The following is a 26,043-nucleotide window of genomic DNA, read 5'->3' on the forward strand; positions in this document are numbered from 1 at the left end:
GGTGACGATCGACAGGTGACGAGCAACGGGTAACAAGTAACAGCGGACAGATGACAGATTTCAACATCTGTTATCTGTCCGCTGTCATCTGTCTGCCGTCATCCGTTCGCCGTTCCCTGCTCGTCCGGCCGCCCGGACCGTCCGTACGCCCGGCGGAGCCGGTGAGGCGCCGCACGTGCGGCGCCTCACCGGCTTCAGGCGTGCTCGGCCGCTGCGGCTCCGGCGGCCGCCGGGGCCGCAGCGGCCAGCTGGGCGAGGTAGCGCTCGGCCGCGCGGAGCTTGCGACCGTCCGGCCCCGGCAGGTACGCCCGGAGCTCGATGATCTCCGGCGCGATCCGCAGCGCCACCGCCCGGTCCTGGACGGACCGCCAGCACGCCTCGGCGTTGGTCGCCGCCTGCTGCGTCTCCGGGTGGTCCGGCCCCTGCGAGCGGAGCAGCGTCAGCGCCACCTCCCGGTAGATGTCCGCGGCCTCGGCGGGCCGGCCCGCGAGGCGGCACACGTGCGCCCGGACCTGACGGACCTGCAGGACCGGCTCGGAGACGGCACCGTGCTCGGCGATCGCCTCCAGTTCGAGCGCGAAGGCGAGGTCGGTGGCGGCCGCGTGCTCCCCGGCGTCGGCACTGCGGACGATCCGGCCGATCACCTCGCGGTAGTCGGCGCGCGGAGGGCCCGCCGCCGGAGCCTCGGTGAGCGGGGCCTCTGCGGCCGCCGGAGCCTCGGCGGGTGCCTCGTCCGTCGGCGCGTCGGCCGGGAGCACCTCGGCGGCGGGCACCTGGTCCGCCGATGTCCCGTCCGCCGGCTCCGAGTCCGCCGGAAGCGCATCCGCCGGAGCCGGACCGCTGTCGGTCGGAGCCGGCTCCTCCGGCGCACGGTCCTCCACCGGTACCTCGTCCGTTGACGCCTCGTCCGCCGGAGCGCGGTCCGTGAGAGCCTCGTCCGCCGGAGCGCGGTCCGCCGGCACCTCGTCCGTCGGGGTGGCTTCCACCGGTGCCGCGACGGTGGGCGGGGTGTCGACCGGGGTGTCGACCGGAGCGTCGGCCGGGACGGCGTCCCGAGGCTGCGCGACGGCGTCGACGGGCGGGTGCTCGGCCGCCACCGCCGGCTCCGCCTGCGGCCGGGGCTTGGCCAGCGACACGCCCGCAGCCGCCGCCGCGTCCTCGGGCACCGCGCCCTCGGGCACGGCGTCCACCGGGGCGGGCTTGCGCAGGACCACGCCCGAGGATCCGGCGGGCTCGCCCTTGCGCAGGCTGACCGGGCGGGCCGGCCGGGGCGGGGTCGGCGGCACACCGGGCTTGACCAGGTCCACCATGCCGCCCGGAACCACCGGGGCCGTCACCGGCGCGTCGGACGGTGCCTGGGCGGACGCCTCGGCGGGCACCCGGGCCGGGACGGAACCCGGGGCCGGGACCGACCCCGGCAGCCCGGCGACGGCGTCCAGCGGCCCGTCCTGACGCGCCGGCCGCGGCACCGGTGCGACGGCCAGAGCGGCGGCCGGCAGGGCGTCGGTGAGCGCGGCTCCGGCCGGCACCGGATCCACCGGTACCGCGGCCACCGGCGCGAGGACGTCGCCCGCCGGGCCGTCGCCCCGCCGGGCGGTGTTGCGGAAGACGGGACGGTCCGGGGCGTGGGTGGCCAGGATGACCACATCCGGGCGCAGCACCGAGTACACCTGCTGCCGCAGTTGCTCGGGCGCGAGGACGTCGCCCGCGCCGGGGCGGCCGCCGTGCAGGGCTTCGATGAGGGCGCGGGTGAAGGTGCCGATCTGCTCCGGGTCCGGGCTGACGACGGCCCAGAGCGGGATGCCCTCGCTGAGCGGCGAGACGGTGCCCTGGAGGTAGGGCCAGGCGTTCTGGTCGGCGCTCAGGTCGGCGATGACCAGTGTCTGCCACTCGGCCGGACGGTGGCTCAGCTCGGCCGCGACGGCCTGCCAGGGCAGCCCGTCCTGCTTGGCGTCGCGCAGGGTGAGCTGGAGCTGGCCGCCGCGCTTGTCGGCGACGATGTGCCCGCCCAGGTGGACGAGCAGCGGCCCCGGGTGGCGGGAGGCGGCGCGCAGGTGGGCCAGGACGGTGTGCGGGTCGCCGGCGCCGGGCAGGTGGACGGCGTCCACCGCGTCCGCGGCGAGCAGCACCTGCGGGGACACGCCGGCGAGCATCGCGGACAGCACCGGCGCCTGTGCGGGCCCGCCGCGGCCCCAGGTGCGGCGGCCGGAGTTGCCGTAGCCGCCCTCGATGACCAGGATCCGCCCGCGGGGTGCCGCCCCGAACGCGCCCACCGCCCCGGCCCCCGGGACGGGGAAGGGCAGCGGCGTGGCCGTGGACGGCGGCGCGCCCACCGCGGGCATGCCGGTGACGGTCCATCCGGTCGGCGCGGTCGGCGGCAGGGCGGGCGCCGGTGCGGGCGCCGGCGCCGGCGCCGAAGGCGCTCCGGGCTGCGGAACACCGGGCAGCGACGGCCCGGGCTGGGGCAGGCCGGGCTGCGGCGCGACGGCCGGCAGGGCCGGCGGGGCCGACGGCACCGGAGGCGGCTCGTAGAGGGCGGCGGGCCCCGGCGGGTGCTCCTCGGCGGGGACGCGGGCGGACGGCGGTACGGCGTCCCAGGGGCCCGGGTCCGCCGTCGGGTCGGGACCTCCTGGGACAGCTGTCGTCTCCGCCGCCATCTTCTGGTCACCGCCCCGCCCCGCCGCCCAGCGGCGTCTGATGCCCTTGCTGCGTGGTGACTGCCACCACTCCCGTGCGCGCCACCCTACGAGATCCCGGCGTACCCGATCCAGGCCGGGTCTCCGATCCCGCCCCGCCCGGCCCGTTATGGTGCCCTCGTGGTCGACTCCGGCGTTCCCCCGCTCCTCCCGCTGCTCTTCCTCGACGTCGACGGACCCCTCGTTCCGTTCGGGCCGCCCCCGCCGGGCGGCCACCGCACCTACCGCAGCCCGAACGCCGCCGCCACTCCCGCCCCGGACGCCAACCCGCTGCTGGCCCGGGCGGATCCGGCGCTGGGGCCGCTCCTGCTCGACCTTCCCTGCGAGCTGGTCTGGGCCACGACCTGGAGGTCCGACGCCAACGACTGCCTCTCGCCCTGGCTCGGCCTCCCCCGACTCCCCTGGGTGGACTGGCCGGACACGGACGACGACGAGCCGGCCGGGCCGCCCGGCCTGCACTGGAAGACCCGGACGCTGCTCGCCCGGGCCGCCGGCCGCCCCTTCGTCTGGGTCGACGACGAGATCACCGCGACGGACCGTCACTGGGTCGCCGCCCACTCCCCCGCCCGCACCCTGCTCCACCGCGTCGACCCCCAACGGGGGCTCACCGCAGCCGACTTCACCGTCCTGAGTGTCTGGCTGCGGGCCGGTTGACGGTCCCTCGTGCGCCTCCCGGGCCTCCCGGGCCTCCCGGGCCTGCTGGGGCCCCGCGGACCTTGCCGGCTCCTGGTGCCCCTTCAGCAGTCGGGGCCGGTGAGGTCCACCCAGATCCAGGGGGCGTGGTGCCAGGAGCGGACCTCACCGACGACCAGGTCGACGCAGCTCCCGACCTCCGGGAGGTCCCGCACGAGACGGCGCACCCCGGGTTCGCCGCCGCGGCGGATGAGGTCCAGGGACGCTCCGACCGGCTCGTAACCGTGGATCCGCGCCGAGAAGCCCCACGGGTGGTGGCGGACGACCGTCACCCGGACCCGTTCACCGGGGCGGAGTTCACCGAGCGGCCGATCCGCTTCCTCCGTCATGGCTGCCCTCCTCTTCGTCGGGGCACCGTGCTGCCCCCACCGATCATGCCCGGGCACGGCGCTGCCCGGCGCCCTGGGGGGCGACCGGGCAGCGGGAGCGGGCGGGACGGGTCGTGGGGTCAGGAGCCGGCCAGGAGGTCGCGCAGCAGGGCGACGGTGTCGGCGTCGAGGTCGCGGCCGGTGCGGCGGCTCAGGGCGTCGAGGCGGTTGACGGCGCGCAGGAGCTGGTCGCGGGCGCCGGCCGAGGCGTAGGCGTAGAAGAGGTCCCGGTGCAGGAGTTCGACGTCCGGGGCGACGGCGAGGCCGCGGAAGACGGCGGCCTCGGCGCTGCGGTGGTCGCCGTACTGCAGGCGGCGGGCGGCCAGTTCGTGGGCGGTGTCGACGATGGCGGCGATCATGTCCTGGCGTTCGGCCTCGGCCCATCCGTAGGAGGCGGGGGGCGCCTCGGCGAACGGGGCGCCGCGGACCAGGGCCAGGGCGTGGGCGAGGGCGGCGTCGGCGGTGGCGCTGGTGCTGCGCATGCCGCGCCGGTAGAGGCTGCGGAACTCGTCCCAGTCGCAGGTGACGGCCGGGGCGAAGGTGTAGCCCTCGGTGGTGTCGGTGGCCAGGAAGGTGCGCCCCTCGGGCGAGCTGCCGAACCAGGCGGCCAGGTCCGCGAGTTTGCCGGGCAGCGGGCTCCCGGTGTCGGCCGCCGTGGGGTGCGGGTCGAGGTGGGCGGCGCCCGGGTGGAGGTCGTGGTCCAGCGCGTGGTGGTCGGCACCGGGACGCAGCGCGAGGTAGACGGCGAGTTCGGTGAGCCGCGGCAGGGCGCCGGGTTCGGCGGTGCCGAGGACACCGGCGACGTCGACCGGTCCGAGCAGCCGGATCCGGGGGGCGTTGCGGGTGGCGTGCGCCTCCGGGGAGCGGAGGATGGCGAGCAGGTCGTCGCTGTCGCTGCGCCCGGGGGTGGTCTGCGCGACCGGGGCGACGGCGGCGGGGCCGGGCTCGTGAGCCGCCCCGTCCGCGGTGGGCTCGGACCCGGTGGGCTCGGGCCCGACGGCGCCGGGCCCGACGGCCTCGGGCGTGCCGGTCCCGGTCCCGGGCCCGGAACCGGGCTCGGGCCGGGCCGGGGTCCGCGGGTCGGTGCCGGTGGGCGCGGGCACGGGCTGGTGGTTCGGGGTGGGCTCGGCGCCCGGCTGCGATCCGCCGGGCCCACCGGGCTCACCGGGCGCCGCGGGACCGAACGGCTGGGCAGGACCGGAGGGCTGCGCGGGACCGGACGGCTGCGCGGGCACCACCGGCCGGACCGGCTGGACCGGCAGGACGGCCGTCGGGGTGCCCTCCACGGCCTCCGGTCGGCGCAGGTCCCGGGTGGTCTCGTCGGTGGCCGGCTCGGCCGCCGACCCGGGCGCGGGATCGCCGTCCGCGCCGCTGCCGGCGGCGGGTCCGGCGGCCGCGACGGAGTCCGGCGCGCTCCCGCCCTCCACCGCCGCGGCCTGCCGCCCCTGCCCGTTGACCACGTGCCTCCCCGCTCCGGGCGGGGGAACCGCTCCGGGCGGGGGCACCGGGCCCACCGGGGAAACCGTTCCGGACGGGAGCACCGGGACGGCCGGGGGAAGCGGCCCCGCCGGGGCCGGCGGGACGGGCGTGGCCGGGTCGGTACCCGCGAAGGGGCTGGCGCCGGTGCCGATGACCCGGGCCAGCAGCCGCGGGCCGGCGGCCGTGTCCGTGCCGCCCCCGGTGCCGGCCGCCGGAGCGCCGACGGCGGCCAGGACGGGGACGGCGGCGGGCAGTTCGGCCGTGTCCGCGTCGTCGGCGTCGGGGTCGAAGCCCGGACCGTCCAGGGTCCAGGCCGGGGCGGGGTGCTGGGTGGTGTCGTCGGCGGCCCTCAGCAGTTCGGCGACCTGGTCGTACTGCCGGTCGTCGAGCCGCTGGAGCTCGACCGTCAGGTGCAGCCCGGGGATGGCGGCCTGGCCGGTGGTCGGCAGGGTCCAGCGGGCGACGGGGCCGGTGCCGCGCTCGGGGGCGCGGGTGATGACGGCGACGCAGGTGCGCGGGCGGGCGTCGAGCAGCCGGCCCAGTTCGGCGGGGACACCGCCGCCGGGCTGCTGGGCGCAGAGCACGATCTCCGGGATCCAGGACTCGTCGGCCTGGCCCCGGCTGCGGGCGTCGCGCGGGCTGGCGGCCTCGGCGGCGACCAGGGTGGCGCGGGCCTTGGCGGTGCGCGGGCCGAGGGCGGCCAGCGCGGCCTCCAGGGTGGGGTGGCGGTGGATGCGTTCGGCGGCCGGGCCGCTGATCGGGATCTCCTCGGCGAGGTCGACGAGGTGCAGGTGGAGCCGGTCGGCGAGCGGGCTGTGAGCGAGCTCGACGGCGAGGGTGCGCAGCACGTCGCGGGCGTCGTCGGGGTGTCCGGAGAGGTGGAGCAGCCGGACGGCCTCGAGGTCGGCGAGCACGACGGAACCGTCCGGCGAGGTGCCGAGGGTGACCAGGGCGGGGTACGGCGCGGCGGTCTTGCGGGCCTGGGCGGCGCTGAGCAGGTCCCCGGAGTCGGGGCCGCACCACCAGACGTTGGCCGCGTGCGCGGCGCGGAACGGCGTGATCGGGGTGGCCGGGCCGGACAGGTGCAGTTCGATGGTGTGGCCGGGGGTGATGCGGGCGGCGACGATGGCGGGCAGCCGCTTGCCGCCGCGCACGGTGTGCCGGGCCATGGTGCGCAGGGCGCGGTCGAGGAGGTCGAGGCCGGCGTCGTCCTGCCGGGCCCTCAGCTCGTTCTCGAAGGCGGCGGCCTCGGCGTCCGGCATGGTGATGCGGTGCCGGGGCCGGCGGGCTCGCTGCTGGGTGCCGCGCTTGTGGGCGACGGTGCCGATCATGATGGCGGCGAGCAGCACGCCGACGGTGGAGGCGGTGAGGGCCACCCGGTAGTCGTCGCTGGGGGCCGGTTCGGCATGGGCGGCGGGGGCCGGCGCGTGGGTGGGCGCGGGCGCCGGGGTGGCCGGCGCGGACCGGGCGGGCGCGCCCTGCGTCGGGGCCGGGGTCGGGGCCGGGGTCGCGGGCGCGTGGTCGGCGGGCGGTGCGGGCTGCGGTGCGGGAGCCGGCTCCGGCGAAGGGGCGGGTGCGGGTGCGGCGGCCCCCGGCACGGTGAGGACCATCCCCGGCACCACCACGTCGGGGTCGGTGAGCCGCTCCCCGTCAGGGGCCTGCGCCCCCTTGTTCGCCTCGAACAGCTTCGGCCACGCCTCGGCGTCCCCCAACTCCCGCTGGGCGATGGCGGAGAGGCTGTCGCCGGACCGTACGGTCACCGTGCCGTGCCCGGCCGGAGCCGGCTCCGTCCCGGACTGCGGGGCCCGCGCGGAGCCGTCGGCCCCGCCCGGCGCGGGCGTGTCGGCGGGTGCGGGTGCCGGGGTCGCCGCGTCGTCGGCCTTGGCGTCCGCCGGCATCAGCAGCTGCCAGCCGGGCTGGATCGGCCGGTCGGCGTCGAAGCGGGTGCCCGAATCGTCCATCACCCTGCCGTCGTTGAGCTTGGCGATCTCCGTCCACCGTTCGCCGGAGCCCAGCTGACGTTCGGCGATGGACCACAGGCTGTCCGCGGGCCGGCTGTCGCGCACGGTGTAGCCGGCGTGCTGCTCGGCGGCGGGGGCCAGGGCGGGTGCGGCCTGGGCGGCGGTGAGGGCGGCGCGCTGCACGCCGGCCGTCACCTGGGCCGGGGCACTGGCGGTGTGGGCGGGCGCGGCCGCGAAGGCGGAGCCGGCGACCGGCACCAGGGCGAGCACCGAGCCGACCAGGCCGGCGGCCAGCCGCTGGCTCCAGCCGAAGGCGGGGATGCGGCGGGCGATCCGGCCGCGCAGCTGGGCCGGGATCTCCAGCAGGACGGAGAGCGCGAAGCAGCCCCAGGCCAGCCAGCCGACCACCACCAGCAGCCACAGGAACAGCCGCCCGTCGTCCGGCCCGGTGAGCGCCTCGCCGACGCCGTCCGGCGCCACCTCGCCCATCGCGGCGACCGCGCGGGTGCCGTACAGCAGCAGCGCGGGCACGCCGACCAGCAGGGAGAGCAGGGTGACCAGCGCGGCGAGCGCGGTGATCAGGGCTGCGGCGCGGCCCCGGCCGCGCGGCGGGCGGGGCGCTGGCGCGGCGGGCCCGCGGGCGGCCCGGTGTCCGCTCGGGGCCCGGCCTGGGGCGGTTCGGGCCTGGTCCTTGGCACGTGGCGCGGCCATCAGTCGGTCTCCGCTTTCTCGACTCCGTGGACGAGGGTCGCACTGCCCTTGCCCGTTACCTTCCGCTCCCCCAACGCGCCCAGCAGGACGGGCCGGTAGTCGGCCTGCACGGTGACGGTGACGACCTTGCCGTCGCCGGAGAACTCGACCTCGCCGACCCGCAGGCCGTAGAGGACGAGGTAGGCGTCGGCGGCCTGCCGCACGTAGTCCTGCCGGACCTTGAATCCCTTGCCCTGCAGGACGGCGGCCTGGTCGAGCTGCTGTCCGCCGACCCGTGCGGCCTCCTGGGCGTAGGCGTCGGTGCGTTCGGCGACCCGCAGTCGGCCGCCGGCGTCGATCACCAGGGCGATGACGAGCACGACGTAGGCCGCGCAGATCGCCACGAAGAGGGCGACCGCCCCCCGGTCCGACCGGCGGCGGCGCCGCACCCTGACGGGCATCCTCATCCCCGCTGCCCCTTCCGCACCCTGTTCTCCCCACCGGCCCCCACCGGGCGCCGCCCGGTGCCGTTGCGTCATCCCCCGAGCGCTCTCCGCTTGCGTTTCCCCCGCGCGGGCCGTCCCAATCCCCGGGCCGTACCGCGTCCCCGTCACCACCCGCACCTCGTCCGGCGGCGCGGGCCGCACCGGGCCCCCGGCCGCGGGCCGAACCGCTTCGGACACCGCGGGCCTGACCGCGTCCGACACCGCGGGCCGCACCGCGTCCCCCGTGACCCGCCGCACCACGCCCCCCGTGGCGGCCCCTGCCGCGTCCCGTGCCGCCATCCGCCGGTCAGGTGCCCCGGTAGCGGTCCACCACCGAGGTGAACTCGCCGACGAGGTGCTTGGTCACGGGCACCCCGGACGGTCCGCCGATCAGGTCGGCGAGCTCGACGTCGCACACCACCGTCACCCTGACGGTGGTCACGGTGCCGCCGGGAAGGTCCAGTTGGCCCGGGACGACGCGGACGTCGGAGCCGCGGCAGGACACGCCCTGCTGGCGCAGCGTGTCGAGCGCCGACTCCCGGGCCGGCTGGGTCATGCCGTCCACGCTGCGCTGCAGCGAGGCGGTGCGGGCGCCGGCGCGGGCCGCCGCCTCGACCGTGCCGGCGGTGGTCTGCACCCGCCCGGCCGCGATGGCGACCAGGACCAGCCCGACCACCGCCGGCACGACGATCGCCGCCTCGATCGCGATCCCGCCGCCGTCCCGGCGGCGCGGTGCGAACCGCCCCCGCCGGCCCGGCCGCACCGCGCCCCCGCCCGCCACGCCGGGCCGCCGCCTCACGGCTTCACCCCCGGCGGCGGCACGAAGCGCTCGCGCGGCGCCTCGGCGAACTGGCTGACGGCCGGCGCGGACAGGCCCGGGATCAGCAGTGGCGGCCGCACCGAGACGGTGACCCGGACCAGTCCGGCCGTGCTGCCGTCGGTCGTCACCGTGTACTCGTGCACGCCCTGCCGGTCCAGGAAGTCCCGGGCCTGCCGGCGGGCCGAGTCGTCCTTCACCTCGTCCGCCCCGGTGCCCTGGATCCGCCCGGCGTCCACGCCCTCGCGGGCGGCGGTGAGCGCGAGCTGCCGGTCGTACCAGATCAGCGCGGCCTGGACGACGAGCATCAGGAGCACCAGGACGACCGGGAAGACGATGGCGAGGCTCACGCTCATCGACCCCCGGTCGCCCCGGCGGCGAGGTCGGTACGTCACTTGGTGGCGCCGCCCGCGCCGCCCGGAAGGTTCGGGTCCTGCTCGACCTTGGTCACGACCTTGTCCTTCAGCAGGTACAGCGCGGTCGCGACGGCACCGGCGACGAACACCAGCGCGATGATGGCGAGCGCGAGTTCGATGCTGATGGCGCCGCGGTCGCCGCGCGCGCGGGCGGCGCGCAGCCGGCCGAGCCGGAGGGTGAACAGCAGCAGGGCGAACTGCACGGGCAGCAGGACGGGCCGCAGCAGTCGGCCTGCCAGATGGGCGAGTCGGACGGTCATTTCGGGTCTCCCGGGGGTGTGGTGTGAGGCAGACGCACTGTTCCGCAGGTCAGTTGAGCATCTGGTGGAGCGCGGGGAAGACGATCAGGACGGTCATCAGCAGGGTGAGGGCGGCCCCCGGCGCGACCATCCGCTCGCTGTCGGCGTTGGCCCGGGCGAGGTCCTCGGCGAGCAGTTCGCCGCGCAGGCCCTTGGCGCGGGCCCGCAGGGTGTCGTACACGGCGGCGCCGTCGGTGCCGGACAGCCGCATGATGTCGGCCACGTCCTGCAGCGGGCTGAGGCCCAACTCCTCGGCGAGCGCGTCCAGTCCGGCCCAGGGCGGGAGCCGGTCGGTGGTGGCCCGGTCGAGGGCGTCGCGGATCCGGCGGAACACCGCGCCGCGCCCGACCGAGGCCGCGCGGTGCAGGGCCTCGGCGGGGCCGCAGTCGGCGGCCCGCTCCAGTGCGACGAGCTCCAGGTAGGCGGCGATGCCGTGCAGGTACTCGGTGCGCGCCTCCTTGGCCTCGCCGCGCACGATGGCGTCGGGGACGAACCAGAGCAGGCCGGCCAGCAGCGGCCCGGCCAGCAGCGGCAGGGCGAACGGCAGGCCGACGTCCATCACCACGGCCATCGCACCGAGGTAGGCCGGCAGCACCAGGCCGATCGCGGCGAACAGCAGCTTGTGCACCATGAAGCGGGCCGGGGTGCGGCCGATCAGGGCGAGTTCGCGGTGCGGGACGGACACCCCGCGCAGGTGGACCGAGCGCTCGCCGATCCGGTCGTACCAGCGGGGCCGCTCGTCGTCCGGGTCGACGGCCCGGTCCGCGGGGGCGCGGTGCAGCCGGTCCAGCGCCTGGCGCAGGTCCGGCGGGGCCGGCCGCAGTTCGGCGATCAGCACGGCGAGGCCGCCGGCCGCCGCGGCGCCGGCCAGCACGGACCAGGGGGAGATCACCGGACCTCCCCGAGCTGCTCGGCGGGCTCGTCCGCGCGCGCCGGGGTGCGGCGCCCGCTCCTGCTCCGCCGGTCCGGCGCCAGCAGCCGGGGCACCGGCGGGTGCGAGGCGAGGGCGCGCATCCAGGCGATGATCGCGACGAACAGGGCGGCGACCACCGCGAGCACGACCTGGCCGAGCACCGTCCCGTACGGCCGGGTGTACTCGCTGTTGAAGGAGCCGACCGTGACGACCAGCACGATGATGCCGACCAGCCAGCGGATGGTGGTGCGGTGCTTGGCCCGGTCGGCCTCGATGGCGCGGCGCTGGCGGACCTCCTCGCGCACCGAGTCGGCCATGTCGGACAGGGCGCGGGCGAGGCCCGGGCCGCTGTCGCCGGAGCGCAGGACGAGCGCGGCCAGCACCTTGTCGGCGGTGGCGTCGGCCAGGCTGTCGGCGAAGGCCTGCAGCGCCTCCTCGGGCCGCCAGCGGGCCTGCAGCCGCGCGGCGAGCTCGCCGATCTCCTCCTCCAGGGCGGCGGGGGCGGTGCGCCGGCTGGTGACGATGGCCTGGTTGAGGCCGACGCCGAGCAGCAGCACGTCGGCGATGCGCTGGGTCCACTCGGACAGCGCCTCCAGCCGTTCGATCCGGCGGGTGTCCGGGCGGGTGGTGTCGAACAGCCAGGGCAGGCCGAAGACGGCCAGCGGCACCAGGAGCGCGCTCAGCGGGATGCCGGTGAACAGCCAGCCGAGCGGCGCGCCGGCCAGGGCGACCGGCAGCTGGATCCGCCGCAGCCGCACCATCCGGGAGGAGGCGGTGCCGGGGGCGCCGTACCAGAGGATGTGGGCGCGCCCGGCCAGCGGGTTGTCCGGCCGGAGCGCCTCGTCCTCGTCCGCCGGCTCGCTGCCGCGGGCCCAGGCCACCAGGGCGACCAGGCCGCCCGCGACCGCCAGCCCGCACAGGGCGAAGAGCAGCATCACCGCGCGCCACCGCCGATCCGCAGCTGCAGCGGGGAGGCCCAGCTCCCGTACCGGGAGCCGAGCAGGCCGGCGTCGAAGCCGGCCCGGCGCAGGTCGTCCAGGCACTGCGGCGGGGTGTGCGGGACGGCCCGCGGCTCGCCGATGTCCAGCCGGGGGCCGAACACCGTGTTCAGCGCGGGCCGGCCGCTCTCGCCGAGGCCGGCGACCTCGAGGACGTGGGAGACGAAGCGGTGCCGGCGGCCGCCGACGGCGGTCTCGTCGACCATGGTGACGTGCACGATGAGGTCCAGGGCGTTGGCGGTGAGCCGGTAGGCGAGCGAGTCGGTCATGTGCGAGCCGTACTCGAGGCAGAGTTCGGCGATGCGGTCGACGACCATCTGCGGGCCGCGCGCGTGCAGGGTGCACATCGAGCCGCCCTCGCCGTTGGTCATCACCCGCAGCATCGGGACGACCTCGCCGGAGCGGACCTCGCCGACGATGATCCGCGACAGGGTCATCCGCAGCGCGGCCGGGATGAGGTCGCCGATCGTCAACTCGCCGGCCAGCCGGCCCTCGACGCGCTCCCCGTTGCCCTCCCTGGCCTCCATCGGGACGACCTGGCGCAGGTGCCCGAGGGTGTGCAGCCACAGCTCGAACTCGGACTCCAGGGTGCCGATCCGCTCGTCCGGCGGGATCTCGGCGGCCATCGCGCGCAGCAGGCTGGTCTTGCCGACGCCCTGGGTGCCGGTGATCATCACGTTCTTGCGGGCCCGGATGGCGGCGGCCAGGAAGGCCGCCAGGGTGCTGTCCAGGGTGCCGAGTTCGACCATCTCGGGCAGCGTCGCCGAGGCCACCCGGTGGCGCCGGATCGCCACGTACGGGCGGGGCGTGACCTCGGTCAGCGCCTGCAGGCGCATGCCGCCCTCCAGGCGCAGCGCCAGGGTCGGGCTGGCGGTGGAGAGGCTGCGCTCACCGCCGCCGTGCTGGCGGGCCAGGTCCTGGAGGAGCTCGACGAGTTCGGCGTCGCTGTCGGCCACCGGCGGGACCTGGCGCAGGGGTTGGTGCACCCGGGAGATCCACACGTCGTCGCAGCCGTTGATCAGGATGTTCTCGATCTCCGGGTCGTCCAGGTAGGGCTGCAGCCGCCCGGCCCGGAAGAGCAGGTCGAAGACCGCCTCGGCGAGTGCCCGGTCCTGCTCGCGGGTGGGCGGGATGCCGTGGGTCTGCGCGTAGGCGTCGGACCAGCGGGCGACGGCCTCCTCGATCAGCGCCCGGCCGCGCTGGCGGCGGGTGGCGCGGTCCGGTTCGGACCCGGAGGCGCTGGTCAACCGGGTGATCTGCTGGTGCAGTTCGGCCGCGACCTGGCGCTTGAGCTCGCGCGCCACCTGCGGGTCGACGGCCGGCCGGGTGGCGGCGCCGCGCAGGTCCAGCGAGGGCAGCCCCGGCGGGACGGCGGTCGGCGCCGCGGCGCCGCCCTGGTGGGCGTACGGCGGGGCGGGCTGCGGAACGGGCTGCGGGGCGACGGGGCCGGGCCGGTAGGCCTGCGCCGTCGCGGACGCCTGCGCCGCGGCGGGACCGGGCGCGGGAGCCGGAGCGGGTGCCGAGGCCGGGGTCGCCCAGGGCAGGGCGGCCGGGTCGGCGGTGGGGTGCTGGTGCAGGGGGCTACCGCGCACGGAGCACCTCCCCGGGGGTCTGCGGCCGCCGGCCGTCGGCGGACTGCTGGTCGGGTGTCCCGGCCGGCTGCTGGAGCCGGTACTGCTGCTCGTCCCGGGCGGCCGCCGGGTGGCCGTGGGGGTCCTGCGGGTCGGCCTGGCCGGCCCGGCCGGACGCGTTCACCGGATCGCGCGGGTCCTGCGGGTGCTGAGGCTCCTGCAGGTCCTGCGGGTGCTGAGGCTCCTGCGGGCCGTACGGGCCGTGCCGGCCGTGCCGGCCGTACGGCTGGTGGGCCTGCTGCGCCGGGTACGGGGCCTGGACGTGCGCCGGGAACGGCGCGGGCGCGGCGGGCTGGGGCGCCAGCCCGGCCAGCGGCGCCACCGGTCCGGTGGTGATCACCGGCGGGACGGGCTGCGGGGGCTGGTACGAGGGCTGCTCCCCCGCCACGGGGCCGTACGCCACCGGCCCGGGCCCCACCGGGCCGTACGCCGTCGGGCCCTGCGTCACCGGCCCGTACGCGACCTCGCCGTACGTCGCCTCGCCGTAGGGCACCTCGCCGTAAGCCACCTGGCCGTAGGTCGGCGGCCCGGAGGACGCGTCCCCGGAGCCGGTCCCGCCGTACGCCGCGGGCGCCGGGGGCGTTCCACCGCGGGCGGCCGACTCGTACGCCTGTGCCGGGACCGCCTCCGCCGGGACCGCCGGTGACCCGACCGTCGGGCGGTAGGCCGCCGGTGCGGGGGCCGCCACCGGCCCGGGCACGGACGGCCCCGGGCCCTGCGGCTGGGCCCGGTCCGGGGCGGTGGGCAGGGCGGGCACGGGCACCGGCGCCGACGCCGGCGCCGGGTTCGGCGCGAGCCGCTGGCGCCGCCGCCGGACCAGCAGCTGCACCTCGTCCGCCGCCGAACGGGCGGTGCGCATCAGCTCGGAGCGGATGAAGCGCCGGTCGGTGGTGTCCCCTCCGTCGGAGAGCACCCGGGCGGTGCGGACGGCGTGCGGCAGCAGCCCCAGCACCGGGAGCCCGAACTCGCGCGACACCTCCGCGCCCGAGTAGGGCCCCTCGCCGACCAGCAGCAGCCCGAGCGCGTCCGAGCCGGTGCCCGCCGTGGCGAGGTCCTCGGTGAGCGCGGACAGCCGGGGGCGGGCGGAGCTCAGGCCGCGCAGCGTGGTGCGGACCGTCACCGCCACCACGTCCGCCCGGCGGGCCAGCACCGCGCTCGTACCGGTGGCGCCGGAGCGGCCGAGGTCCAGGATGACGTCGTAGCCCTGCGGTTCGAGCCCGTGCAGCAGCTCGATCAGCGGCTCCCAGGTGTAGGCGAGACCGGGCGCCTGGGTGGGGTCGGTGAGGCCGGGCAGCAGCAGCCGTTCGGCGGTGCCGTCGGGCGACAGGTCGATCAGCTGTTCCCAGATGGTCTGGGCGAGCAGGCCGCGCCGGTCGGCGACGGCCAGGTTGCGCAGCCCGTACACCGCCTCGACCCGGCCCTCCAGGGCGCCGGCGAGCACCGCGCCGCCGTCCGGGTCGGCTTCCACCAGCAGGACCCGGCGGCCGGGCTCGAGCGGCCAGGCCAGCAGCAGGGCGAGGGCCGTCGTGGTCGCGCCGGGCGCGCCCGGGCCGCCGGCCACCGCGATCACCGCCATCAGGCGCCACCCGCCCCGGCGGGGGGCACGGGCGCCGTGGCCGCGCCGGAGGGTGCCCCGGTGGCGGCCCCGCTCGGCGCGGCGGTCGGCGCGGCCGTGCCGCCGGTGCCCGCGGTACCACCGGTGCCCGCGGTCGCGCCGCCCGCCGAGGCGGCGCGCGGCGCCAGCAGCACCTGGATCCGCCCGCCCGCCACCCACTGCGCCAGCCGGGGCCCGTCCGCGGCACCGACGGCCACGTCGATGACCTGGCTCCCGTCGGTGTCCACCCGGCCGACGGTGATGACGGTGGCGGGCATCGAGTCCGCCTTGCTGTTGTCCGGGGTGAAGACGACGACGATCTGCAGCCCCGGCTGGAGCCGACTGGCCGGCAGCTGGGTGCGCTTGGCGGAGACGCCGACGACGATCTGGCCGGGCTGGACGGCCAGGTTCTGCGCCAGGTCGGTCGGGGTGAGCATGGCACCGCGCTTGAGGTCGGTCGCGGCCCGCATGCCGACCGCGGTCCGCCGGTCCACGGCGGAGACCGGCCGCAGCGCCGGATCGCCCGCGATCCGGGCCACCACCAGGTCGTCGTCGGTGATCACCTGCCCCCACGGGACGTCCCGGGCGAGCGCCAGCACCGCGACCCGCTGGCCGGTGCTGTTGTAGAGCACCGCACCGCCCAGGCCGCCGGCCGCGATCAGTGCGACCGCCATCGCCAGCACGGCCGGGCGGCGGCGCCGGGCCCGCAGGGTACGACCGGGGGTGTGCGGCGCGGCTCGCTGGTCCTCGCCGCCCGCGCCGCCGCCCGCGCCGGCGCCCTTGCCCCGGCCGCCGGCCTTGCCCGCGCCGCGGCCACGGGCCCGGCCCGCGGCCGCTCCCTGGTCCGGGACCGCCACGGACACCGCGGCGCCCGCGGGTGTGCCGGATCCCGGCGTCGCGAATGTACGGTTCTCCACCGGGTTCCGCCCTTCCTCGTGCTCGTTCCGGGTCGTTGGTGCTGGGGGTCGAAGTCGTGGGGGGTCGAAGTCGTGGGGGGTCTAAGTCGTGGGGGTCGGAGTCGTGCTCGGCCCGTGTCGGCGCCGGTCCACGCCCGCGCCGGAGGCGGACCGCTCCGGGGTGGACCGGCCCGGTGTCAGTTGAGGACCTGCACCTCGGCGACCTTGAGCCTGATGTCCGTGGACTGCGGGATCTTGACGTCGAAGGTCTTCGCGTTCGGCCCGGTGACCACGACGTGCCCCACCCAGTTCGCCGTGACGGTGCCCGCGTAGACGCCGTCCTTGCGGTTGGCCGAGCCGACGGCGAACTCGTAGCCGCAGTCGGGCGACTTGGCCGCGCCGTACTTCGGGTCGTACGGCGTGCCGGCGGTGTCGCAGTTCACCGTGACGTCCTTGCCGAAGTCCCAGGTCACGCCCTTCAGCAGGGGCGTGACCGTCACCGAGGCGCCGGGGACGGAGAGCGTCTTGGGCGCCGGTGCGACGACGTTGTCGACCCAGAGCCAGACCGGCGCCTTCACCACGGCGGTGCCCTTGGGGGCGACGCCCGCGGCCGGCTTCGGGAAGCGCATCTCGTGGGCGTAGCTGACCCCGATGTCCGCCAGGTTCAGCACCGGCGGACCGGCCGGCGTGGTGGCCTCGAACACGATCTCGGCGCCGCCCATCCCGCCGCCCGTCTGCGGGCAGACCTTGGAGTAGAGCGCGCCCTCGGACGGCTTGTGCCCCTGCCACTCCGGGGCGCCCTCGGCGGGCGGGTTGTCCAGCGGGCGGTAGTAGCAGCCGGAGCCGCTGTTGAACCAGCCGAGCTCCGGATCGTGGCAGGCCCACTGCTGGTCGTGGTAGCTGCACACCTGCGGGCCGTCCTCGGTCCCGCCGCCGGTGCCGCCGGGCTGGCTCGGGCCGGGTACGGGCTTCTTCCCGCCGGAGTTGACCCCCGAACAGATCACGTCCGGATAGCACTGTTCGGCGCCGCCGCCCGGTGGTTCGTCCGCCGCCGCCGTGATCGCCGAGGCCAGCAGCAACCCGGCGGACAACGGCGCGAGGATCGCCAACCGCCCGGCCGGTTTCCTGGGGCTCGGCTTCCTTCGGTTCGTCGTGTTCAGCGCGTTCAGCATGTCCGGTCCACCTCCCGCTTGAAGTCGTAGATCAGCCAACGTGCTTGGAACCAGCGCAGGGACGCGGTCGCGACGTAGCGGTTCAGCCGCTGGCCCGGATCCTTGGCGGCGCGGGTGACGGCGTCGACGCGGCGCCAGTCCGACACGTCGACGCAGTCCTCGATCACCGCGGTCTGCGGATCGGATGTGAGATCAATGGTCTTCACCGCGGCGGAATTCCGCGGAGTACCGGTCATCACCATTTTGGCGTCGCGGAGTTGGCGGAGACCGACCAGGGCGTCGGCCAGCGCCCGGCCGGAGGAGTACGTCTCCAGAGCGAATCCGTCCGAATCCGTTCGCCCGAATGCGTCCGCCTGGGCCTGCCACCAGTCCTGATACGTCTTCAGGGCAAGCCGCCCCATCGCCCCTTCCGGCCCGTCGGTCGGCGCGATCGAGCCGTTTACCGAACCACCCGAAGGAGTTACCGGATCCACTCCCGCAACACTGGGTGCAGCCGTCCCGAGACGATCGACGGAACCACCGGCACCACTGCTCGCACACGCCCCGAGGAGCAACGCCAGAACCACCCCGCCGATCCCAACCGCCCCAGGGCGCAACACATTTCCGCGCTGCCGCATCGCCCCACCTCATCGCGACCGACCCGGTCAGTGATCCGTGGCCGCCAGAAGAATTCCGCTGTCCCGCCGGTGTTTCCGCTGGGGATCGATTCTTCGCCAACCCACCCCATCACGGCAACACCTCAGGCCCCCTGACCTTACGCGGAAGGCGGTTCCGTCGGGGCACTTTCCCGCCACAGAACGGCCAACAGTTCTTCGGAAAGCGACAATCCGGCCAATGCGCCCCTGACCGCGGCCCGATTGCGCATCAGGAGGCGCCCGCCCTGCGGCGGAACGAGCAGGCGCGCGCCCGGCGCACCCGAACTACCGGCCGGCTCGGCACCGTCGATCAGCGCCGCCACCGAGGGCTGGAGATCCAGCGGGGCGACGGCGGCCGGAGCACCCGGGACACCCTGGCGCAGGACGGTGGTCAGGGCCCGGCTGAACGACCCCTCACCGCCCGGCAGCACGGCGTCCCGGCCGCGTCTGCCGGGGGCGTAGCGGCCGACCCGGCCCCACAGCGGGACGCGCGGGTAGCTCAGCAGCTCACCGGCCCCGTCCTCGCCGCCACCGCGCTCCAGCGCCGCCCAGGTGTCCCGGTCGGCCACCGCGTCGACCAGCAGCAACGCCTCCTCCTGGTCCCCGTGCACCATCGCGCTGACCACCCAGTCCCAGGCCAGGCCGCGCCGGTAGGCGTTGTCGGCGGTGCTGCCGCCGGTGACCAGGGCGAGCCGGCGGCCGCGCGGGTCGGCCACCAACTGGCCGACCAGGCACACCACCAGCCAGCGGCCCGGGTGCTGGGCGGCGTCCCGGACGGCGGTCAGCATCGCGTTGGCGTCCGCGTCCGGCGCCACCCCGGTGACCCGGCAGCCGGCCGCACCCGCGTCGAAGCACATCCCCGGCAGCACCTCGGCGAGCAGCCGGGCGCCGTCCGGCGCCAGTGCCGAACCGCCGAAGCCCCGGTCCGGTCCGCCGTCCGCCCCGATCACCACCAGGTCGACCCCGCCCGCCATACGCCCGCCCCTCCCTCGCCGGCCCCGGCGCACCCGGGGTCGCCCGCCGCGCCCGCCGCCGCTGCGCGCGGGGGCGGGTGCCGTTCCACCGCCGGGCAGGCTACCGCTCCCGGCGTCCGCCGACGGGGCTCCCGGCCCGCCCGCTCCGGGACCATGGGCCCTATCGGCGCGCACGCCGACCGGAGGACGATCGGTCGCATGGAGCGCGAGGACCGTGTGGAGACCCTGAGCGAGGCCGAGTGCCTGCGGCTGCTCAGCACCGTGCCCGTCGGGCGCGTGGTGTACACCGAGCACGCACTTCCGGCCGTCCTGCCGGTCTCCTTCGAGGTCCTGGACGGGCGGCTGGTGCTCGCCGTGCGCCGGGGAAGTGCGACCGCGCGCGGGCTGGACGGCACGGTGGTGGCCTTCCAGGCGGACCTGCTGGACCCGGTCACCCGGACCGGCTGGAGCGTCCTGGTGCACGGACGGGCCGACGTGGTGCGCGAGCCCGACCAGGTGCGGCGGGTGCTGCGCTCCGGCCTGCGGCCGTGGGTGGGCGATCCGGAGCCGCTGTTCGTCGCGCTGGTGCCGGAGCTGGTCAGCGGCCGTCGGCTGTTCCCGACCGGGCAGGGCGCCGCGGGGCGCGGGGCGCTGCGGTCCTGAGGCCGGCGGCGGAGCCGACCGGGCCGGTGGGGCCCGGCGGGCCGAGTGGGCCGCGGAGCCCGGCGGGCCGACGAGTGCCGAGCGGACGGGTGCCGGGCCGTCACCCCCTGACAGATACCGGTGGGTAGGCATACGCTTCCGGCGTCCTGCACCTATCCCCCGGGCACGCCCCCTCCAGGAGCACACCGTGACGAGCTTCGCCTCCCTCGCCGACCTGACCGCCGCCGTCGGCACCGAGCTGGGCACCAGCGAGTGGCACACCATCCAGCAGCGGCAGATCGACCTGTTCGCCGAGGCCACCGGTGACCACCAGTGGATCCACGTGGACCCGGAGCGGGCCAAGGAGAGCCGGTTCGGCTCCACCATCGCGCACGGCTACCTGACCCAGTCGATGATCCCGGTGCTGGCGAAGGAGTGCTACAGCGTCGAGGGCGTGCGGATGGCGCTCAACTACGGCTCGGAGAAGGTCCGCTTCCCGGCACCGGTGCCGGTGGGCACGGCGATCCGGGCCACCGCCGAGCTGGTCTCGGCCACCGAGGTGGCGGGCGGGGTCCAGGCCGTGGTGCGGTTCACCATCACCAGCGCGGAGAGCACCAAGCCGCACTGCGTCGCGGAGACGATCACGCGGTTCTACGCGTAGCGGGCGCGGGTCCGGGGCGGCGCGTTCCGGCCCGGACCGACGGCCGGGGCGCCGGGCCGGCTCCACGGGTCGCCCCCGGCCGGCGCCGCGGGGTGGTCCAGGGCGCCGCCGCGGGGTGGTCCGGGGCGGTGGAGGGCGGTCGGGTACGCCGATTGGCCCGCCTCGAGCCGTCCACCAGGTCCGGCCGACCTGCGGCGAGTAACCTCCGACGAGATGGTTGTCGTACAGCAGTGGCCTCACCAGCCACCGAGGTGCGCGCCCCGGCACGCCCGGTAGCCGTGACCGTCCTTGGAGGAGCCGTGCCCCGCCCAGCCCCCTGGTTCGCCCGCCTCGCCGGTCTTTCCTCGCAGCTCGCCCCGCCGTCCTCCGATCCGGCCGCCGGTCCCGCCGCACCTGGACTGGCCGCACTGCCCCGCGCGGCCTGGCACCGGGTCCGGGCCGAGGCCTTCGGCGCCGACCCGAAGGGCGAGCGGCTGGCTCGCATCCACCGCTCCCCGCAGTTCGCCGACGGCGCCTTCCGCAACCCGGTGCCCACCCGCCGGCTCGTCTACGAGCGCAGCCCGCTGGAGGTCACCCGGGCCCAGCTGACCGGGGACAAGACCCGCCGGGCGCCGGCCGCCGCCGTCCCGGTGCACCGGCTGCTGCCGGTCGACCTCGCCACGCCCCCGGCGTCCGGACTGCGGCTGACCTGGCTCGGCCACGCCACCGTGCTCGCCGAGATCGGCGGGCGGCGGGTGCTGCTCGACCCGGTGTGGGGCGAGCGCTGCTCCCCGTTCGCCTGGACCGGCCCCAAGCGGCTGCACCCGATGCCGCTGCCGCTGTCCGAACTCGGGCCGGTGGACGTGGTGGTGGTCTCCCACGACCACTACGACCACCTCGACATGGCCACCGTCCGCGCGCTGATCGACACCGACGCGGTGTTCGCGGTGCCGCTCGGGGTCGGGGCGCACCTGGAGCACTGGGGGGTGCCGACCCGGCGCATCGTCGAACTGGACTGGTGGGAGTCCGCCGAGGTCGCCGGGCTCACCCTGACCGCCACACCGGCGCGCCACTACTGCAGCCGCGGACCGCGCACCAGCGCGCTGTTCCTCTGGGCGTCCTGGGTGGTGGCCGGCCCGGACCACCGGATCTTCCACAGCGGGGACACCGGGTACTTCCCCGGGTTCGCCGAGATCGGCCGCCGACTCGGGCCCTTCGACGCGACGATGATGCAGGTCGGCGCGTACAGCGACTTCTGGCCCGAGGTGCACATGACGCCGGAGGAGGGCGTGCAGGCCCACCTCGACCTGGGCGGCGAGCTGATGCTGCCGATCCACTGGTGCACCTTCAGCCTGGCGCCGCACCCCTGGGAGGAGCCCGCCGAACGGGTGGTCACGGCCGCCCAGACGCTCGGCGCCCGGCTGGCGGTGCCCCGGCCCGGCAAGCCCTTCGAGCCGGCCGCCCCTCCGGCACTACGGCTCTGGTGGCGTGCGGTCGCGGTCGCCGCCGCGACGCGCACCGTCGAGCCACTGGTCCGGGACGGGCGGGCGGCGGCGGCCCCGGTGCGCGAGCGGGCGGCGGCAACGGATTTCAGCGAACAGATTTCAAAGTCTGTTCGCTGAAAGTTGTTCGCTGAAAGTTGTCATCTGTTATCTGTCAGCTGTCAGCTGACAGCTGTCAGCCGCTACCCGTCAGCCACCAGCCATCAGTGCCTCACGCCGCGAGGACGTCCCGCAGGATCCGGGCCTCCCTGACCACCCGGCTCGACCCGGCGCGCTCCGCCGTGGCCGTCACCTCGGCCACCGGGCCGCGGGCGCGGGTGCGCCGGGCGCAGTCGGCCGCGAGGGCGAGCAGGTCACCGAGGCCCCGCGCGGACTGTCCGGCGCCGCCGAGCAGCCCCGGCAGGGCCGCCCCGAGCACCGACCACACCGTCCCGTAGGCGCCGGTACCCGCCGCCAGGGCGAGCGCCGAGGCGAGCCGGGTGGCCTTGACCGTACCGGGGCCGACGAGCACGCCCAGTTCGCGGCCGAGCAGCGCGCCGTCCAGCTCACCGCGCGCGGCGAGCACCAGCAGGGCGTCGACGGCCGCCGTCCGGTCCTCCGCGTCCCGGGCGCCCAGGCCGTACGCCACGGCCAGGTGCAGGGCCAGCCCGGCCGGGCCGCCCGCCTCGGCGAGGGCCGGCAGCAGCCGCGCGGTGTCCCGGGCGTCCCGGTCGGCGCCGCCGGCGAAGTGGTCGAGCCAGCGGGCGGCCAGCTCCTCCCGGTGCCACGGGAGCATCGCGGCCCAGTGCGCGGTGGGCCACCAGGGCCATTCGGCGATCTTGCGGACCCGGGCCGCGCTGGGTTCGGTGCCCTCCAGCAGCGCCCGGAACTCGGGGGCGAGCCGCTCGCCGTCCGGCCCCTTCGGCCCGGCGCCGGCGCCCGGCTGGGCGACGGCCACCCGCTGGAGGTCTTCCCACCAGCGCTCCCCGTAGATCCGGCCGTGCCGGGAGCCCCGCCCGGGGGCGAAGTACACCCGCTCGGACGGCTGGTCGGGCAGGCCCCCGGTGCGCAGCCAGTGCGCGACCCACCGCCCGGCGGGCGAGCCGAGCTCCCCGGCGGCCCGCAGCACCTCCGCGTCCGCGGTGGGCGCGACCCGCAGCAGCGCGGCGCACAGGTCGGCCCGGCCCGGGGTGACGCCGGCCGCCTCGTACCCGGCGAGCCGTTCGACCAGCACCCCGGCGGCGACCGCTCCGGTGGTGTCGGTCGGGGTGGCCAGCAGGAACGGCGGCCGGTCCGCGGTGACCTGCCGGGCGGCCTCCTCCATCCGGGCGGCGAGGACGGTGCCGTACACGGTGGTGTTCCGGCTGCGCAGCGGCGAACGGCCCTTGCCGCCGGGGAGGTCCCGGTCCCCCCGGTGCGGCGGGGCATCGCCGGCGACCGCGGCCGCCACGTGGAGGACGTCGCGGGGCGTGCAGTCGTACCAGCGCCCCACGCCGCTCCACGGGTGGACCCGGCGGACCGGTTCCAGGGCCTCGGCGAGCGCGGCGCGGTCCAGGTGGGCCTGGCGGACCAGGCCGTCCAGCACCCGTTCGAAGACCGCTACGTCCGGGCTCTCGGCGGCCAGCAGGGCGGACAGCTCCTCCGCCACCTCGGCGGCGGAGGCGATCGGCGCGCCGAGCGGGCGCGGCTGCGGGGCGGGCGGGAGGAGTTCGTCCCACCCGGTGTCCGGGTCCTCGCCGCCGACCGGGGCGCCGAGCAGTTCGCCGGCCCGCGGGTGGTGGGCGGGGTTCAGCGCCTCGGCGGCGAGGCGGAGCTCGGGCAGCACGGCCTCGCCCGCCGCGCGCAGGTGCTTGGCGACCACCCGCAGCGCCCGCTCCTGGACGCCCTGGTCCGGGTGCCCGAACGCGGCGGACGCCGCGAGCACCACCGGCCCGGACCGCGCGGGCTCGCGCCTGGCCGCGCGTTCCAGCCAGCCGAGCTGGGCGCGCACCAGCTTCTTCTCCGTCCGGAACAGCACCACCGCCGAGGCCTCGGCCAGCACCTCGGGCTCGGTCAGCCCGGCCTCGTCCAGCCCGACCAGCACCTCCTGGGCGTGTCCGGCGATCACGGACGGCGCGTCGAGCAGCGCCAGCACGTCCCGAACGCGGGCCGTGTACTCCTCGGGGGTCGGGGCGAGGGCGCGCAGCACGTCGAGGAAGGCCCGCTGGTCGGGGGACTTCCCGCCGCGCAGCAGCCGGGCCAGGCAGGCGTCGAGCAGCTCGGCTCGGTCCAGCTCGCCGGTGGCGGCGAGCTCGGCGAACGCCTCCGGCCAGGAGTCCCCGGGGCGGGGGCTGCGCTGCCAGGACAGCAACCACCCGATGTCGTCGAGTTCGAACACCCGGGGCGCCAGCACCGGGGTGAAGGCGTCCGCCCGCAGCAGCGCCGCGACGGTCGGCTGCGGGCCGCCGCCCTGGCGCACGGAGCTCGCCCACTCGCGGACGAAGGGCTCGTCCTGCGGCACCGCACAGCCGGTGCGCCGCACCACGGCCTCCACGAGCGGGTACATCGACCGGCCCCAGCCCGAGGCCGACCGGGCGGCGAGCCTGGTCGCCACCTCGATCTGCCACTCCACCGGCTGCGCCTCGACGAGGCGGCCGAGGGCCGGGTGCCGTGCCCAGTCGCGCCCGGTGAAGTCGCGCCCGGCGAGCCAGGTGGCGGCGCCGGCCGGGCCGGTGTGGCAGCCCGCCCCGGCGAGCAGCAGGGCGCCCCGGGCGCCGATCCCGTCGTTCGACCAGTCGTCGCGCAGCTCCTTGCGCAGGGCCTTGAGCGCGGGCAGGCACTGCCGCCGCTGCGCCGCGTCCAGGTCGTCGACCAGGGCGGGTATCAGCGACATCCGACCGCCCCGGACGGCCCTGAGCAGGCGCGCCACGCCGTCCAGCCGGCCCTCCGCCTCCGCCGTCGCCACGCCCGTGGCACCCGTGGCGCCCGTCACGCCCGTTCCCCCTGCCGCCAGGCCCGCCCCCGCCACGCCCGTCTCCACGCCTGTCTCCACGTCCGCCGTCACCGTCACGCCTCCCGCCCCGCTCATGCCCGGACCCCCCGGGCCCCCTGCGCCTCGCCGTCGGCCCCGCCCTGCTGCGCGCCCCGGCCGGCCGCCTCGCGCACCATGCCGACGGCCAGCGCGTGCTTGCACGGCCCGCGCCCGCCCCGGTACTTGGCCCACCACAGGCAGGTGCAGGAGGCGCGCCCCGTGTCGTCCGTGCGCACCCGCTGGATGTGGTCGTCCACCGTGACGACGGCCGTCGCGCCGCCCGGCTCCAGCCGCACCGCGCCCGCGGCGACCAGGGCCCGCGCGGCCCGCAGCCGCGGGTTGGCCGCCTCGGCCCGCCCCGCGTCGTACGGGAGCTGCCGGTGGAAGAACGCGGCCTCGGCGGTGTCGTAGCCGATCTGCCCGGCGGTGCCGAGCCTGGTGAGGGCGGCGCGCACCCGCGCGGGGGTGAGCCCGGACTGCTCGGCGAGGTCGGCGACCTCGATCCGCGGCTCCCAGGCGAGCAGCACCGCGACCAGCTCGGCGTCCTGGTCGACGGTGCCGGTGGCGAGCGCGCCGAGCACCCCGCCCTCGCCGGAGAAGCCCCGGGAGGCGTCGGGCGAGAGGGTGAGGGTGAGCCGCATGCCGGGCAGCACCACCTCCCAGGCCGAGGCCGCCGGGGCGTCGCCGGCGGCGGGCCCGTAGACCCGCAGGGCCGTCGCGTGCCGCAGGACGCGCTGCAGCGCGGCGAGCCGCTCGGGCCCGGGCAGGCAGACCGCGCCGGGCACCGGCCGGGTGGTGGGCCGCAGCGTCCGCCCGGCGGGGACGACCCGCAGCACGCTGCTGCGGCCGCCGCGCGGGAGCGAGCGCAGGAAGCGCACCGCCTCGGCGGCGGGCAGCTCGGCGCGCAGGTCGAAGCCGGCGGCGACGACCTGCGTCTCGGCGAATCCGCGCAGCCAGCGCTCCGGCAGCGGGACCTTCTTCTCGACCAGCGGCCCGTCGAAGGTGGTGACCTCCAGGGCGTCCGGCCCGACCGCGAGGTGCAGCGGGTCGGCGGGGCCGATCCTGGTCAGGGCCTCACGCAGCGGGTTGTTGACGTCGACGTTGGTGGTGCCGTGCCCGATGTCGTCGCCGTCCAGGCCGGCGCCGAGCACGTCGAGCCGGGCGTAGACGCCGCAGCAGCCGGAGAAGGACTCGAAGCGCAGCCGGTCCCCGTTGGCCGTCACGACCGGGTCGAGCGAGGCGCGCAACTGCGGCTGGTAGTAGCGGGCGGCGGCGACGTCGGCCACGGCGAGCAGCGCGGCGGCGGCCGGTGCCGGGTCCGTCAGGAAGCCCGCGAAGAAGCGCGGGTTGGCCGCCGCGCCGAGCGGGGTGGCGCCGCCGGAGGTGGCCAGGTCGAGGTGCCGCCCGCCGGCGCCGTCGAGGACGGCGGACGGACGCAGATAGGCGTACGCGTGTGCGGATTGCGTCATGCCGAGCACGCTAGGTGAGGGCACTGACAATCCGTCGGCCCGCGACCGCACTGGAACAGGTTCTACCCAACGGAAGGACCCCTGGACGTTACCCAGGTCACACCG

Annotated in this window: 21 protein-coding genes; 4 read left to right on the forward strand and 17 right to left on the reverse strand. The window is 77.0% G+C overall.

The genetic code is table 11. From position 1 onward, the window contains the following. Window positions 1–194: 194 nt before the first annotated feature. Window positions 195–2,342, reverse strand: coding sequence for a hypothetical protein (locus ACIRS1_RS00645; protein ID WP_402835709.1), 2,148 nt, complete (start codon window positions 2,340–2,342; stop codon window positions 195–197). A gap of 474 nt (window positions 2,343–2,816) precedes the next feature. On the opposite strand from ACIRS1_RS00645, the gene ACIRS1_RS00650 reads away from it, so the two are divergent. Then, the gene (locus ACIRS1_RS00650; RefSeq protein ID WP_402835711.1) at window positions 2,817–3,350 is read left to right on the forward strand and encodes an HAD domain-containing protein; all 534 of its coding nucleotides are present in this window, start codon (window positions 2,817–2,819) and stop codon (window positions 3,348–3,350) included. 83 nt (window positions 3,351–3,433) lie between these two features. Here ACIRS1_RS00650 and ACIRS1_RS00655 read toward each other — a convergent pair whose 3' ends face one another. The 14 genes from ACIRS1_RS00655 to ACIRS1_RS00720 form a co-directional block, all read right to left on the reverse strand. Then, window positions 3,434–3,718: a hypothetical protein gene (locus ACIRS1_RS00655; protein WP_402835713.1), complete on the reverse strand. Its 285-nt coding sequence runs from the start codon at window positions 3,716–3,718 to the stop codon at window positions 3,434–3,436. 119 nt (window positions 3,719–3,837) lie between these two features. Further along, window positions 3,838–7,908 (reverse strand): LysM peptidoglycan-binding domain-containing protein, encoded by a 4,071-nt coding sequence (locus tag ACIRS1_RS00660; RefSeq protein WP_402835714.1) that lies wholly within the window; start codon window positions 7,906–7,908, stop codon window positions 3,838–3,840. Then, on the reverse strand, window positions 7,908–8,354 hold the full coding sequence (locus ACIRS1_RS00665; protein WP_402835715.1) for a hypothetical protein: 447 nt from the start codon (window positions 8,352–8,354) through the stop codon (window positions 7,908–7,910). The genes ACIRS1_RS00660 and ACIRS1_RS00665 overlap by 1 nt, the downstream gene beginning before the upstream one ends. Window positions 8,355–8,679: 325 nt before the next feature. Then, entirely contained in the window at window positions 8,680–9,171 is a 492-nt protein-coding gene (locus ACIRS1_RS00670; RefSeq protein ID WP_402835717.1) for a TadE/TadG family type IV pilus assembly protein, read from the reverse strand. Next, entirely contained in the window at window positions 9,168–9,545 is a 378-nt protein-coding gene (locus tag ACIRS1_RS00675) for a TadE/TadG family type IV pilus assembly protein (protein WP_402835719.1), read from the reverse strand. Before ACIRS1_RS00675 ends, ACIRS1_RS00670 begins: the two co-directional genes overlap by 4 nt. 35 nt (window positions 9,546–9,580) lie before the next feature. Further along, on the reverse strand, window positions 9,581–9,865 hold the full coding sequence (locus ACIRS1_RS00680) for a hypothetical protein (protein ID WP_360219835.1): 285 nt from the start codon (window positions 9,863–9,865) through the stop codon (window positions 9,581–9,583). A gap of 49 nt (window positions 9,866–9,914) precedes the next feature. After that, window positions 9,915–10,796 carry a hypothetical protein gene (locus ACIRS1_RS00685; protein ID WP_360219838.1) on the reverse strand — a complete coding sequence of 294 codons (882 nt, stop codon included), beginning with the start codon at window positions 10,794–10,796 and terminating at the stop codon, window positions 9,915–9,917. After that, the gene (locus tag ACIRS1_RS00690; RefSeq protein WP_402835720.1) at window positions 10,793–11,752 is read right to left on the reverse strand and encodes a type II secretion system F family protein; all 960 of its coding nucleotides are present in this window, start codon (window positions 11,750–11,752) and stop codon (window positions 10,793–10,795) included. Before ACIRS1_RS00690 ends, ACIRS1_RS00685 begins: the two co-directional genes overlap by 4 nt. Beyond that, entirely contained in the window at window positions 11,752–13,407 is a 1,656-nt protein-coding gene (locus ACIRS1_RS00695; RefSeq protein WP_402835722.1) for a CpaF family protein, read from the reverse strand. Before ACIRS1_RS00695 ends, ACIRS1_RS00690 begins: the two co-directional genes overlap by 1 nt. Further along, window positions 13,397–15,022 (reverse strand): hypothetical protein, encoded by a 1,626-nt coding sequence (locus ACIRS1_RS00700; RefSeq protein WP_402835723.1) that lies wholly within the window; start codon window positions 15,020–15,022, stop codon window positions 13,397–13,399. The genes ACIRS1_RS00695 and ACIRS1_RS00700 overlap by 11 nt, the downstream gene beginning before the upstream one ends. After that, window positions 15,022–15,957, reverse strand: a complete 936-nt coding sequence (locus ACIRS1_RS00705) for an SAF domain-containing protein (protein WP_402835724.1) — start codon at window positions 15,955–15,957, stop codon at window positions 15,022–15,024. The genes ACIRS1_RS00700 and ACIRS1_RS00705 overlap by 1 nt, the downstream gene beginning before the upstream one ends. 176 nt (window positions 15,958–16,133) lie before the next feature. Continuing rightward, complete coding sequence (locus tag ACIRS1_RS00710) at window positions 16,134–17,108, reverse strand: hypothetical protein (protein ID WP_402835725.1); 975 nt, start codon at window positions 17,106–17,108, stop codon at window positions 16,134–16,136. After that, window positions 17,102–17,581: a hypothetical protein gene (locus ACIRS1_RS00715; RefSeq protein WP_402835727.1), complete on the reverse strand. Its 480-nt coding sequence runs from the start codon at window positions 17,579–17,581 to the stop codon at window positions 17,102–17,104. Before ACIRS1_RS00715 ends, ACIRS1_RS00710 begins: the two co-directional genes overlap by 7 nt. 281 nt (window positions 17,582–17,862) lie before the next feature. After that, window positions 17,863–18,717: a hypothetical protein gene (locus ACIRS1_RS00720; protein WP_360219857.1), complete on the reverse strand. Its 855-nt coding sequence runs from the start codon at window positions 18,715–18,717 to the stop codon at window positions 17,863–17,865. A 198-nt stretch (window positions 18,718–18,915) separates the two neighbouring features. Here ACIRS1_RS00720 and ACIRS1_RS00725 point away from each other — a divergent pair, with 198 nt between their 5' ends. From ACIRS1_RS00725 to ACIRS1_RS00735, 3 genes are all read left to right on the forward strand, one after another. Next, window positions 18,916–19,359, forward strand: a complete 444-nt coding sequence (locus tag ACIRS1_RS00725; protein WP_360219860.1) for a pyridoxamine 5'-phosphate oxidase family protein — start codon at window positions 18,916–18,918, stop codon at window positions 19,357–19,359. A 187-nt stretch (window positions 19,360–19,546) separates the two neighbouring features. Then, window positions 19,547–19,999: a MaoC family dehydratase gene (locus tag ACIRS1_RS00730; protein WP_360219863.1), complete on the forward strand. Its 453-nt coding sequence runs from the start codon at window positions 19,547–19,549 to the stop codon at window positions 19,997–19,999. A 398-nt stretch (window positions 20,000–20,397) separates the two neighbouring features. Then, window positions 20,398–21,600 (forward strand): MBL fold metallo-hydrolase, encoded by a 1,203-nt coding sequence (locus ACIRS1_RS00735; protein WP_402836280.1) that lies wholly within the window; start codon window positions 20,398–20,400, stop codon window positions 21,598–21,600. Window positions 21,601–21,691: 91 nt separating this feature from the next. Here the strand turns inward: ACIRS1_RS00735 and ACIRS1_RS00740 are convergent, their stop codons facing one another. Both ACIRS1_RS00740 and ACIRS1_RS00745 read right to left on the reverse strand, forming a co-directional pair. Continuing rightward, on the reverse strand, window positions 21,692–24,430 hold the full coding sequence (locus ACIRS1_RS00740; protein ID WP_402835730.1) for a DUF6493 family protein: 2,739 nt from the start codon (window positions 24,428–24,430) through the stop codon (window positions 21,692–21,694). A 92-nt stretch (window positions 24,431–24,522) separates the two neighbouring features. Continuing rightward, complete coding sequence (locus ACIRS1_RS00745) at window positions 24,523–25,938, reverse strand: SWIM zinc finger family protein (protein ID WP_402835731.1); 1,416 nt, start codon at window positions 25,936–25,938, stop codon at window positions 24,523–24,525. Window positions 25,939–26,043 lie beyond the last annotated feature (105 nt).

The sequence above is a fragment of the Kitasatospora sp. NPDC101176 genome (assembly GCF_044768035.1).
Taxonomy (GTDB): Bacteria; Actinomycetota; Actinomycetes; order Streptomycetales; family Streptomycetaceae; genus Kitasatospora.